This window comes from Kineococcus vitellinus, from assembly GCF_009906315.1.
GTDB lineage: Bacteria > Actinomycetota > Actinomycetes > Actinomycetales > Kineococcaceae > Kineococcus > Kineococcus vitellinus.
Genome location: NZ_JAAALL010000126.1, coordinates 1 through 11,983 on the forward strand (window position 1 = coordinate 1; position 11,983 = coordinate 11,983).

The 11,983-nt window shown below is 72.4% G+C and carries 8 protein-coding genes; 6 read left to right on the forward strand and 2 right to left on the reverse strand.

The genetic code is table 11. The features are described from left to right. Positions 1-68 precede the first annotated feature (68 nt). Positions 69-2,909, forward strand: coding sequence for a DNA polymerase I (gene polA, locus GTQ99_RS12435; protein ID WP_166616051.1), 2,841 nt, complete (start codon positions 69-71; stop codon positions 2,907-2,909). Positions 2,910-2,931: 22 nt separating this feature from the next. On the opposite strand, the gene GTQ99_RS12440 is transcribed toward polA, so the two are convergent. Then, entirely contained in the window at positions 2,932-3,885 is a 954-nt protein-coding gene (locus GTQ99_RS12440) for a class I SAM-dependent methyltransferase (RefSeq protein WP_166616052.1), read from the reverse strand. A gap of 80 nt (positions 3,886-3,965) precedes the next feature. Between GTQ99_RS12440 and rpsA the strand changes: the two genes are divergently transcribed. Further along, positions 3,966-5,483, forward strand: a complete 1,518-nt coding sequence (gene rpsA, locus GTQ99_RS12445; protein ID WP_166616053.1) for a 30S ribosomal protein S1 — start codon at positions 3,966-3,968, stop codon at positions 5,481-5,483. A 110-nt stretch (positions 5,484-5,593) separates the two neighbouring features. Here the strand turns inward: rpsA and GTQ99_RS12450 are convergent, their stop codons facing one another. Continuing rightward, positions 5,594-6,703 (reverse strand): LacI family DNA-binding transcriptional regulator, encoded by a 1,110-nt coding sequence (locus GTQ99_RS12450; protein ID WP_166616054.1) that lies wholly within the window; start codon positions 6,701-6,703, stop codon positions 5,594-5,596. A gap of 351 nt (positions 6,704-7,054) precedes the next feature. Between GTQ99_RS12450 and chvE the strand changes: the two genes are divergently transcribed. The 4 genes from chvE to coaE all read left to right on the forward strand — a co-directional run. Next, positions 7,055-8,206, forward strand: coding sequence for a multiple monosaccharide ABC transporter substrate-binding protein (chvE, locus tag GTQ99_RS12455; protein WP_166616055.1), 1,152 nt, complete (start codon positions 7,055-7,057; stop codon positions 8,204-8,206). A gap of 109 nt (positions 8,207-8,315) precedes the next feature. After that, positions 8,316-9,950, forward strand: coding sequence for a multiple monosaccharide ABC transporter ATP-binding protein (gene mmsA, locus GTQ99_RS12460; protein ID WP_166616056.1), 1,635 nt, complete (start codon positions 8,316-8,318; stop codon positions 9,948-9,950). Then, a complete protein-coding gene (gene mmsB / locus GTQ99_RS12465) occupies positions 9,947-11,170 on the forward strand; it encodes a multiple monosaccharide ABC transporter permease (RefSeq protein WP_166616057.1) in 1,224 nt (407 codons plus the stop codon). Before mmsA ends, mmsB begins: the two co-directional genes overlap by 4 nt. Before the next feature lie 69 nt (positions 11,171-11,239). Next, positions 11,240-11,983, forward strand: a 744-nt coding sequence (coaE, locus tag GTQ99_RS12470) for a dephospho-CoA kinase (RefSeq protein WP_166616058.1), incomplete at its 3' end; no start/stop codon positions are given.

Genomic DNA, 11,983 nt, shown 5'->3' on the forward strand with positions numbered 1-11,983 from the left:
CCGGGGTCGGGCGCGTCCCGCCAGCGCGGCGGGGCGCGGTGTCGCAGGGGCGAACTACCCTTGCCGACGTGACAGCCCCCGCCGCGACGGCCGCGCAGCAGACCGCCCCGACCACCGCCGCGGGGAAGCCCGCCAAGGCGCCGGCGAAGAGGTCGGCGAAGACCCCGGCCAAGGGTGCCGCCCCGGCGCGGCCCCGGCTGCTGCTCGTGGACGGGCACTCGCTGGCCTACCGGGCGTTCTACGCGCTGCCGGTGGAGAACTTCGCCACGACGACGGGGCAGCCCACCAACGCCGTCTACGGCTTCACCTCCATGCTCATCAACGTCCTGCGCGACGAGGAGCCCACCCACCTGGCCGTCGCGTTCGACATCTCCCGCAGCACCTTCCGCACCGAGGCGTACTCCGACTACAAGGCCAACCGCCTCAAGAGCCCCGACGAGTTCCGCGGCCAGGTCGAGCTCGTCAAGGAGGTCCTGGCGGCGCTGCGCGTGCGGGTGGTGGAGAAGGAGGGCTACGAGGCCGACGACGTCATCGCCACCCTCACCGAGGAGGCCGTCGCGGCCGGCTACGACGTGCTCGTCTCCACCGGCGACCGCGACGCCCTGCAGCTGGTGCGCCCCGAGGTCACCGTCCTGTACCCGCGCAAGGGCGTCTCCGACCTGGTCCGCATGACCCCCGAGGTCGTCGAGGAGAAGTACGGCGTGCCCCCGGAGCGCTACCCCGACCTCGCCGCCCTCGTCGGCGAGACCTCCGACAACCTGCCCGGCGTGCCGGGCGTGGGCCCCAAGACCGCCGCGAAGTGGATCGGCACCTACGACGGCCTGGACGGCATCATCGCCAACGCCGACCTCATCAAGGGCAAGGCGGGCGAGAGCCTGCGCGCCCACCTCGACGGCGTCATCCGCAACCGCCGCCTCAACGCCCTCGTGCGCGACCTGTCGCTGGACGCCTCGGTGCCCGAGCTGGTGCGCCGCGCCTGGGACCGCGAGCAGGTCCACACGGTCTTCGACGGCCTGGAGTTCCGGGTCCTGCGCGACCGCCTGTTCGCCACGCTGGAGTCCGCCGAGCCGGAGGCCGAGGCGGGCTTCGGCGTCGACGGCGCCGTCCTGCTCGCCGGCGAGGTGGGCCCCTGGCTGGCCGAGCACGCCCGGGAGCGCACCGGCCTGCACGTCGCGGGGGAGTGGAGCCGCGGCACCGGCGACGTCACCGGCCTGGCCCTGGCCGGCGCCGACGGCGTCGCCGCGTGGATCGACCCCACGACGCTGGAGAGCGCCGACGAGCAGGCGCTGGCCGCCTGGCTGGCCGACCCGCAGCGGCCGAAGGTCGCCCACGACGTCAAGGGGCCCAGCCACGCGCTGCGCGCCCGCGGCTGGCAGCTGGCCGGCGTCGACTTCGACACCGCGCTGGCCGCGTACCTGTGCCGGCCCGACCAGCGCAGCTACGACCTGGCCGACCTCGCCGTGCGCCACCTCAAGCGGGAGCTGCGCGCCGAGGGCTCCGTGCCCGAGGCCGTGGACGCGGCCGGCGACGAGCAGCTCGTCCTCGACGGCGGCGACGGCCCGGTGGGCGGCAGCGACCAGGCCCGCGCGGAGGAGGGCATGGTCCGCGCGCTGGCGATCTCCGAGCTGGCCGGCGTGCTGGCGGGGGAGCTGGCCGAGCGCGGCGGCACCCGCCTGCTGGAGGAGGTGGAGCTGCCGCTGGTGGGGGTGCTGGCCCGCCAGGAGCAGGTCGGCATCGCCGTGGACACCGGGCTGCTCGACGAGCTCGAGCGCCACTTCGCCGAGCGCGTCGAGCAGGCCCAGCGGCTGGCCTACGAGGTCATCGGCACCGAGATCAACCTCGGCTCGCCCAAGCAGCTGCAGACCGTCCTCTTCGAGCAGCTGGGGATGCCCAAGACGAAGCGGACCAAGACCGGGTACACCACGGACGCCGACGCGCTCGCGGCGCTCTTCGTCAAGACCGAGCACCCGTTCCTGGCGCACCTGCTGGAGCACCGCGACGCCTCGCGGCTGCGCCAGACCGTCGAGGGGCTGCAGAAGTCCGTCGCCGACGACGGCCGGATCCACACCACCTTCCAGCAGATGATCGCCGCCACCGGCCGGCTGTCGTCCACCGACCCCAACCTGCAGAACATCCCGATCCGCACCGAGGAGGGCCGCCGCATCCGCGAGGCCTTCGTCGTCGGGACGCCCGCGGCCGGCTCCCAGGGCTTCGAGCGCCTGCTGACGGCCGACTACTCGCAGATCGAGATGCGGATCATGGCGCACCTGTCCGCCGACGAGGGCCTCATCAGCGCCTTCGCCTCCGGGGAGGACCTGCACCGCTTCGTGGGCAGCCGCGTCTTCGGCGTCCCGCCGGCGGAGGTGACCGGGGAGATGCGGGCCAAGATCAAGGCGATGTCCTACGGCCTGGCCTACGGGCTGTCGGCGTTCGGGCTCTCCAACCAGCTGAAGATCTCCACCGAGGAGGCCCGGGGCCTCATGGAGGACTACTTCGAGCGCTTCGGCGGCGTGCGCGACTACCTGCACGGCGTCGTCGAGGAGGCCCGCAAGGTCGGCTGGACGGAGACGATCATGGGCCGTCGCCGTTACCTGCCGGACCTGACCAGCGACAACCGGCAGCGGCGGGAGATGGCCGAGCGCATGGCGCTCAACGCGCCCATCCAGGGCTCGGCCGCCGACATCATCAAGGTCGCGATGCTCGACCTGGACGCGGGGCTGCGCGCGGCGGGGCTGCGCTCGCGGCTGCTGCTGCAGGTGCACGACGAGCTCGTGCTGGAGGTCGCCGACGGCGAGCGCGAGCAGCTGGAGGACCTCGTGCGCCGCACCATGGCGGGCGCGGCGGACCTGGCGGTGCCCCTGGAGGTCTCGGTCGGGGTGGGCCGCTCCTGGCACGAGGCCGGCCACTGACCGCGGCCCGGGCGGGCGGTGCTCAGGCGGGCAGGTCGGCCACGAGGACGAGCGTGCCGGGCAGCAGCTCCCCGCGCAGCCGGCTCCAGCCGCCCCAGACGGCGTCGCCGGCCAGCCACGGCGGCTCGACGAGGTCGGCGACGACGAGGCCCGCGGCGCGCAACAGCCGCACCCAGTCGCCGACGGTGCGGTGGTGCTCGGCGTAGGTGACGCGACCGTGCTCGTCGGCCTCCACGTAGGGGCGGCGGTCGAAGTAGGAGTGCGTCGCCGTCAGCCCCTGCGGTCCCGGCACGTCGGGCAGCGCCCAGCGCACCGGGTGCGGCACGCTCGCCGCGAAGCGCCCGCCGGGGCGCAGCACGCGGGCGGCCTCGGCCAGCACGGCGTCGGCGTCGGCGACGAACGGCAGCGCGCCGTAGGAGGTGAAGACGACGTCGAAGCTGTCCGCGGCGAAGGGCAGCACGCGCGCGTCGCACTGCAGCAGCGGCACCGCCGGCGCGGCCTCCTCGCCCTCGCCGCCCGCCCCGGCGCCGCGCTGCGCGGCGCGGCCCTCGCGCAGCATCCCCAGCGACAGGTCGGTGGCGACCACGCGCGCCCCGCGGCCCGCGACCCAGCGCGCGCACTGGGCGGCCCCGGCGCCGATCTCCAGCACCGTGCGCCCGCTCAGCTCGCCCAGCAGGCCGGCGTCGGCCTCGCGCAGGCCCTCCGGGCCCCAGACGAGGTCGGAGCCGGGCCGCCCGTCGCCGAGGAAGGCGCCGTGCTCGGCGCGGTAGGCGCTCGCCTCGGCGTCCCACCACGCGCGCTGGGCGGCGACCGTCTCGGCCGCCGACACCGGGCGGCGGCCGACGCTGGGCTGCTCGGGGAGGTCCACGCCCCGATCGTCCCCGATCCCCGCCCGGCGCGGTGGGCGGGGGGCTTTGCCCCCCGCTGCCCGCACGAGTAGGCTGGAGCGGCGCGCGCCCGCCGACCGTCCCTCCATCCGGAACGATCCCGGCGCCGTGACGGCCGGGAGCCCCCGGGCGTGACCCTACGAGTGTCCCTGACGGAGTCCCTACCTCCATGACGACCACGACGACCGCTCCGGCGGGCACCACCCCTCAGATCGCGATCAACGACATCGGGTCGGCTGAGGAGTTCCTGGCCGCGGTCGATGCGACCATCAAGTACTTCAACGACGGTGACATCGTCTCCGGCACCATCGTGAAGGTCGACCGTGACGAGGTCCTCCTCGACATCGGTTACAAGACCGAGGGCGTCATCCCCTCGCGAGAGCTCTCGATCAAGCACGACGTCGACCCCAGCGAGGTCGTGGGCGTCGGCGACGAGGTCGAGGCCCTGGTCCTCCAGAAGGAGGACAAGGAAGGCCGCCTGATCCTGTCCAAGAAGCGCGCGCAGTACGAGCGCGCCTGGGGCACGATCGAGGCGAAGAAGGAGGCCGACGAGGTCGTCGAGGGCACCGTCATCGAGGTCGTCAAGGGTGGTCTCATCCTGGACATCGGCCTCCGCGGCTTCCTCCCCGCCTCGCTGGTCGAGATGCGCCGCGTGCGCGACCTGCAGCCCTACGTGGGCCAGACGATCGAAGCCAAGATCATCGAGCTGGACAAGAACCGCAACAACGTGGTCCTGTCCCGCCGCGCCTGGCTCGAGCAGACCCAGTCCGCGGTGCGCCAGAACTTCCTCACGACCCTGCAGAAGGGTCAGGTCCGCTCCGGCGTCGTCTCCTCGATCGTCAACTTCGGCGCGTTCGTGGACCTGGGCGGCGTCGACGGCCTCGTCCACGTCTCCGAGCTGTCCTGGAAGCACATCGACCACCCCTCCGAGGTCGTCGAGGTCGGCCAGGAGGTCACGGTCGAGGTCCTCGACGTCGACATGGACCGCGAGCGCGTCTCGCTGTCGCTGAAGGCGACGCAGGAAGACCCGTGGCAGCAGTTCGCCCGCACCCACGCCATCGGGCAGGTCGTGCCGGGCAAGGTCACCAAGCTCGTCCCGTTCGGCGCGTTCGTGCGCGTCGACGACGGCATCGAGGGCCTGGTCCACATCTCCGAGCTGGCCGAGCGCCACGTCGAGGTGCCGGAGCAGGTCGTCCAGGTCAACAGCGACATCTTCGTCAAGGTCATCGACATCGACCTCGAGCGTCGCCGGATCTCGCTGTCGCTCAAGCAGGCCACCGAGTCCCTCGCCGCCGCCGGCGAGGAGTTCGACCCGTCGCTGTACGGCATGGCCGCGGACTACGACGAGCAGGGCAACTACAAGTACCCCGAGGGCTTCGACCCCGAGACCAACGACTGGCTCGAGGGCTACGAGACCCAGCGCGAGGAGTGGGAGACGCAGTACGCGCTCGCCCACGAGCGCTGGGAGGCCCACAAGCGCCAGGTCGCCGAGGCCGCCGAGGCCGAGGCGCGCGCCGAGGCCGAGGGCGTCACCGCTCCGGCGACCTCCAGCAGCAGCTCGAGCAGCAGCTCCAGCAGCAGCTCGGCGCCGTCCTCCTACACCTCGGAGGCCCCGGAGGCCGCGGGCACGCTCGCGTCCGACGAGGCCCTGGCCGCCCTGCGCGAGAAGCTCACCGGCGGTCAGTGAGCTGAACGGCTGACGTCGCAGCACTGACGTCGCGGCGACTGCGCGAAGGCCCCGACCGGGTTCCGGTCGGGGCCTTCGTGCGTTCGCGGAGCGGTGGGTGCGGCGGTGCGTCAGCCGGCCGTGGCGTCGGCGGTGCCCGGCGCGCCGCTGTCCGCCGCGAGGGCGGGGGGCGGCGCCGTGCTCGAGCGCACCACCAGCGACGGCGTGACCTCGCCCGGCTCGACGACGTGGTCGTGCAGGCGGCCGAGCAGGACCCGCACGCAGCGGCGGCCGATCTCGGTGAAGTCCTGGCGGACCGTGGTCAGCGGCGGCGACAGGTACGCCGCCTCCGGCACGTCGTCGAAGCCGACGACGCTGACGTCGCCCGGCACCGACAGGCCGGCCTCGGCCAGCGCCCGCAGCACCCCGATGGCCATGTGGTCGTTGCCGACGAAGACGGCGCTGGCCCCCAGGTCCACCAGCCGGCGGCCGGCGGCGTAGCCGGAGGCCGCCGACCAGTCCCCGCGCAGCGGGGGAGGCACGGTGCGCAGCCGCTCGACGAGCGCGGTCCGCCACCCCGTGGAGCGGGCGCGGGACTCCGCCCAGTCGGAGGGGCCGGCGACGTGGTGCACGGTGCGGTGGCCCAGGTCCAGCAGGTGGTGGGTGGCCTCGCGGGCGGCGGCGACCTCGGCCCAGTACGCGTCGGGCACCCCCGCCCCGTCCAGGCCGGGTGCGAGCACGCAGGGGAAGGCGGCCTCGGCCGCGCGCACGGCCTCCTGCGAGGCGTCCTCGGGGACGACGGCGATGGCGCCGTCGACGTACTGCGCGCGCAGCTCCTCCAGCGCGCCCTGGACGCTGGCGGGGGACAGGTCCGGCAGCATCACCAGGGAGACGGAGTAGCCCTCGGCGCGCGCCGCCTCCTGCACGCCGGCGAGCGTGGTGGCGGCGCCGTACAGCGAGCTGTTGGCGGCGACGACGCCGATGCGGTGCGAGCGGCGCGTCACCAGGGTGCGGGCGGCCACGTTGGGGCGGTAGCCCAGCTCGGCGATGGCCTGCTCGACCCGCTCGCGGGTGCGGCGGGCCACCGAGCCGCTGCCGCGCACGACCCGGGAGACCGTCTGCTGCGAGACGCCGGCCAGCTGGGCCACGTCGGCGAGCACGGGCATCCGCGCCTCGGGGACCTCGGAGGCGCCCCCGGACCCGCGCGGGTGCACCACCCGGGGTTCCTCGGAGGAGGACATGCCACTTCCTGCCTGTCAGGGGTGCCCGGCAGTTCGTCGGTGAGACGCCGGGCTGGGTGGGGCGAGGGAGGGTCGGTCTGCGTCGACCTCGCGGGGTCAGGGTAACCCAGCGCGACACGTGCCGGGACGGAGTGCGCCCGACCGGACCCGCACCGGCGCCGTCCGGGTGAACAGCTTGACGACGACGTTTGGCAACGTTAACAATGGCGGCACCAGATCACCCGCTGCCGGGCGCTGGGACGAGGAAGCTCGTGCCCCGCAGTACATCCCCCTTCGCGCCACCACGGCGCACGTCTACCTGCCGCGCGCTGACGCGCACGGCTTCACGAGGTACAGAGGAGTTCCGCCGTGATGAATCGCCGCAGTGCCCTGGCCGCCTTCGGTGCCGGCCTCGCCCTGACCCTCGCCGCCTGCGGCGGTGGCGGTGCGGGTTCCAGCAGTGGCGACAGCACCGGGTCGTCGGGCGACACGTCCGACATCACCGTCGGCGTCGCCATGCCCACGCAGACCTCCGAGCGCTGGATCGCGGACGGCAACAACGTCAAGGCGGGTCTGGAGAAGGCCGGCTACAAGGTCGACCTCCAGTACGCCAACGACGACATCCCGACGCAGTCGCAGCAGATCGACCAGATGATCACCAAGGGCGACAAGCTGCTCATCGTCGCCGCCATCGACGGCACCGCGCTGAGCAGCCAGCTGTCCTCGGCCGCGGCCGCGGGCATCAAGGTCATCTCCTACGACCGCCTCATCCGCGGCAGCGCCGACGTGGACTTCTACGTCTCCTTCGACAACTACAAGGTCGGCCAGCAGCAGGGCACCTCGCTGCTCACCGGTCTGGGCCTGCTCAACCCCGACGGCTCCAAGGGCACCGCCACCGGGCCCTTCAACGTCGAGCTCTTCGCCGGCTCGCTGGACGACAACAACGCCCAGTTCTTCTGGGACGGTGCGATCGACGCCATCCAGCCGTTCATCGACTCCGGCCAGGTCGTCGTGAAGTCGGGCCAGACGAAGATCGACCAGGCCGCGACGCTGCGCTGGCAGCAGGAGGTCGCGCAGAAGCGCATGGAGGACCTGCTGACCTCCGCCTACAACGACGGCAGCAAGGTCGACGGCGTGCTCTCGCCCTACGACGGCATCTCCCGCGGCATCATCACCGCCCTGCAGAACGCCGGCTACGGCACGGGCGCCCAGAAGATCCCGGTCATCACCGGCCAGGACGCCGAGATCGCCTCCGTCAAGCTCATCAACGACGGCGTGCAGTACTCGACGATCTTCAAGGACACCCGCAAGCTCGCCGAGCAGGTCGTCACCGCCTCGACCGCGATCCTGGAGGGCCAGGAGCCCGAGGCGAACGACACCGAGACGTACGACAACGGCGTCAAGGTCGTCCCCTCGTACCTGCTCGAGTCCGAGCCGGTCACCAAGGAGAACGTCACCTCCGCGCTGGTCGACACCGGCTACTACACCCAGGCCGAGGTCGACGCCGGCAAGGCCGGCAGCTGATCCCCCGCAGCGTCCCCGCCCCCTCCGGGGGGCGGGGACGCTGCACTGTTCCCACCATCCAGAGGCCGGCCAGGACGGCCGCACAGCCATGAGGGACGACGGTTCACCGATGACCGACAACACCCAAGCCAGCACGCACCCCAACATCCTGGAGATGCGTTCCATCACCAAGACCTTCCCCGGGGTCAAGGCGCTCTCCGACGTGTCGTTGTCGGTCAAGCGCGGTGAGGTGCACGCGATCTGCGGCGAGAACGGTGCCGGGAAGTCGACCCTCATGAAGGTCCTCTCGGGCGTGTACCCGCACGGCACCTACGAGGGCGAGATCTGGTTCGACGGTCAGCTCTCGACGTTCAGCGGCATCACCGACAGCGAGAAGGCGGGCATCGCCATCATCCACCAGGAGCTCGCCCTGGTGCCGTTCCTGTCGATCGCGGAGAACCTCTTCCTCGGCAACGAGGTCAAGGGCCGCGGCGGCCTCATCGACTGGAACAAGACGAACGGCGAGGCCTCCAAGCTGCTCGCCCGCGTCGGTCTCGACGAGAACCCGACCACCCCGATCGGCCAGCTGGGCGTCGGCAAGCAGCAGCTCGTCGAGATCGCCAAGGCGCTGAGCAAGGACGTCAAGCTGCTCATCCTCGACGAGCCGACGGCCGCGCTCAACGACAACGACTCCGAGCACCTGCTGGGGCTGCTGCGCATCCTGCAGTCCGAGGGCATGACCAGCATCATGATCTCGCACAAGCTCAACGAGATCGAGGCCATCTCCGACTCCGTCACGATCATCCGCGACGGCCGGACGATCGAGACCCTCGACATGCGCGCCGACGCCGTCACCGAGGACCGCATCATCCGCGGGATGGTCGGCCGCGACCTCGACAGCCGCTACCCCGAGCGCGAGTCGCACCCCGGCGAGGAGGTGCTGCGCATCGAGGACTGGACCGTGGGCCACCCGGTCCAGGACCGCCGCGTCGTCGACGGCGCCACGCTGAGCGTCCGCGCCGGCGAGGTCGTCGGCATCGCGGGCCTCATGGGTGCGGGGCGCACCGAGCTGGCGATGAGCGTCTTCGGCCGCTCCTACGGCCGCTACCTGGGCGGTCAGCTCTACAAGCGCGGCGTGCCGATCCAGACCCGCAGCGTCCGCGAGGCCATCAAGCACGGCCTGGCGTACGCGACGGAGGACCGCAAGAAGTTCGGCCTCAACCTCATCGACGACATCAAGCGCAACGTCTCCGCCGCCGCGCTGGACAAGCTGTCGACCGCCGGCTTCGTGAACTCCAACGAGGAGATCAAGGTCGCCGAGGACAGCAAGCGCAGCATGAACATCAAGGCACCGACCGTCGCGGCGCTCACCGGGAAGCTCTCCGGCGGGAACCAGCAGAAGGTCGTGCTGAGCAAGTGGATCTACTCCGACCCCGACGTCCTCATCCTGGACGAGCCCACCCGGGGCATCGACGTCGGCGCGAAGTACGAGATCTACACCATCATCAACCGCCTGGTGGCGGCCGGGAAGGCCGTCATCGTGATCTCCTCCGAACTGCCCGAGCTGCTCGGCATCTCGGACCGGATCTACACCCTGTCGGCCGGCCGGATCACCGGTGAGGTCGCGGCGGCGGGCGCCAGCCAGGAGAGCCTGATGAGCCTCATGACGAAGGACAAGAAGCTCGCCGCGGCGGGCGCCCAGGCCGGCGCAGGGACCCCTCCCGTCAACAGCACCATCGACCAGACCCAGGAGCACACCGCATGAGCGGCAGCACCGCCACCGCGCCGAAGCAGGCGCCGGCTGCCCGGACCGGCAGCGCAAACCCCCTCAAGGCGATGTCGCAGAACCTGCGCGAGAGCGGCATCTACGTCGCCTTCGTCGTCGTGGTGCTGCTGTTCGCGGTGCTCACCGACGGGCTCTCGCTGAGCCCGGGCAACATCACGAACATCGTCCTGCAGTACTCCTACGTGCTGGTGCTGGCCATCGGCATGCTCATCGTCATCGTCGCCGGCCACATCGACCTGTCGGTCGGCTCGGTCGTCGCGCTGACGGGGGCGATCTCGGCCCAGCTGGTCATCGGCAACGGCCAGGCATGGTACGTGGGTGTGCTCGCGGCCCTCGCCGTCGGTCTCGTCATCGGCGCCTGGCAGGGCTTCTGGGTCGCCTTCGTGGGCATCCCGGCGTTCATCGTCACCCTCGCGGGCATGCTGCTGTTCCGCGGCCTGACCTTCTACGTCCTCGACAACGTCTCGCTGTCGCCGTTCCCGGCGCAGTACACCAAGGTCGCCACCGGCTTCGTGCCGCCGATCTTCGGCGGCTACGGCTACGACGCCTTCACCCTGTTCATCGCGGCCTTCGCGGTGCTGGCGTTCGCCGCCAGCCAGGTGCGCACCCGCGTCGCCAAGGTCCGCTACCAGCAGGTCGTCGAGGCGCTGCCGCTGTTCATCCTCAAGCTGGTGCTGGTGGCGGCGGTCGTCATGGCCTTCGCCTGGCAGCTGGCCAACAGCCGCGGCCTGCCGATCGTCCTGATCATCCTGGCCGTGCTCATCCTCACCTACTCGGTGGTCATGCGGTCCTCGGTGTTCGGCCGCCAGGTCTACGCCATCGGCGGCAACCTCTCCGCGGCGATGCTCTCCGGCGTCAACGTCCGCTGGGTGAACTTCTGGATCTTCGTCAACATGGGCTTCCTGGCAGCCGTCGCGGGTGTCATCTTCTCCTCGCGCTCCAACGGCGCCCAGCCCAGCGCGGGCAACAGCTTCGAGCTCGACGCCATCGCCGCCGCCTTCATCGGCGGCGCGGCCGTCACCGGCGGCGTCGGCAAGGTCCAGGGCGCCATGATCGGCGGCCTCCTCGTCGGCGTCATCTCCAACGGCATGCAGCTGCTGGGTGTCGACCAGTCCCTGCAGCAGGTCATCAAGGGCCTCGTGCTGCTGCTGGCCGTCGCCTTCGACGTCTTCAACAAGCGCCGCGGCGGGGTGCGCTGACCCTCCCGCACCCGAGCACCAGGGGGCCCGTCCGGACGTCGTCCGGGCGGGCCCCCTAGCGTGTCGGGGGTGCTGCGCGTGGGACTGACCGGAGGCATCGGGGCGGGCAAGTCGACGGTGGCGCGCCAGCTCCTCGAGCTGGGCGCCGTGCTGGTGGACGCCGACGTGCTGGCCCGCGAGGTCGTGGCCCGCGGCACCCCGGGGCTGGCGGCGGTGCTGGAGCGCTTCGGCCCCGGCGTCCTGACCGCGGACGGGGAGCTGGACCGGCCCGCGCTGGGCCGGCTGGTCTTCGGCGACGACGGGGCCCGCGCCGCCCTCAACGCGATCGTGCACCCGCTCGTCGCCGCCCGCCGCGCCGAGCTGGCCGCCGCCGCCCCCGCCGACGCCGTCGTCGTCGAGGACGTCCCGCTCCTGGTGGAGACCGGAGCGGCACCGGGCTACCCGCTCGTCGTGGTCGTCGAGGCCCCCGAGGAGGAGCGGGTGCGCCGGCTGGTGCAGGAGCGGGGCATGCGCGCGCAGGACGCCCGCGCCCGGCTGGCCGCCCAGGCCGGCGACGAGCAGCGCCGCGCCGCCGCCGACGTCCTGCTGCCCAACCCCCGCCGCCCGCGGGGCGCTCCCGACCCGCTGCCCGCGCTCGTGGCCCGGCTCTGGCACGAGCGCCTGCTGCCCTTCGAGGCCAACCTGCGCGCCCGTCGCCCCGCGCCCCGCCCGGCCGGTGCTCCCGCGGGGTCCACGGGGCAGCGCGGCGCGGCCGCGGACCGGTTGCGCGCCCGGGTGGCCCGGGCCGCGGGGGAGCGGGCGCTGTCGGTGGAG

What these genes read in the sequence shown, in the direction of transcription:
- GTQ99_RS12440 (WP_166616052.1), bottom strand. Translation starts at nt 3,885, where the DNA reads ATGGAGGGACGGTCGGCGGGCGCGCGCCGCTCCAGCCTACTCGTGCGG.
- rpsA (WP_166616053.1), top strand. Translation starts at nt 3,966, where the DNA reads ATGACGACCACGACGACCGCTCCGGCGGGCACCACCCCTCAGATCGCG.
- GTQ99_RS12450 (WP_166616054.1), bottom strand. Translation starts at nt 6,703, where the DNA reads ATGTCCTCCTCCGAGGAACCCCGGGTGGTGCACCCGCGCGGGTCCGGG.
- chvE (WP_166616055.1), top strand. Translation starts at nt 7,055, where the DNA reads ATGAATCGCCGCAGTGCCCTGGCCGCCTTCGGTGCCGGCCTCGCCCTG.
- mmsA (WP_166616056.1), top strand. Translation starts at nt 8,316, where the DNA reads ATGACCGACAACACCCAAGCCAGCACGCACCCCAACATCCTGGAGATG.
- mmsB (WP_166616057.1), top strand. Translation starts at nt 9,947, where the DNA reads ATGAGCGGCAGCACCGCCACCGCGCCGAAGCAGGCGCCGGCTGCCCGG.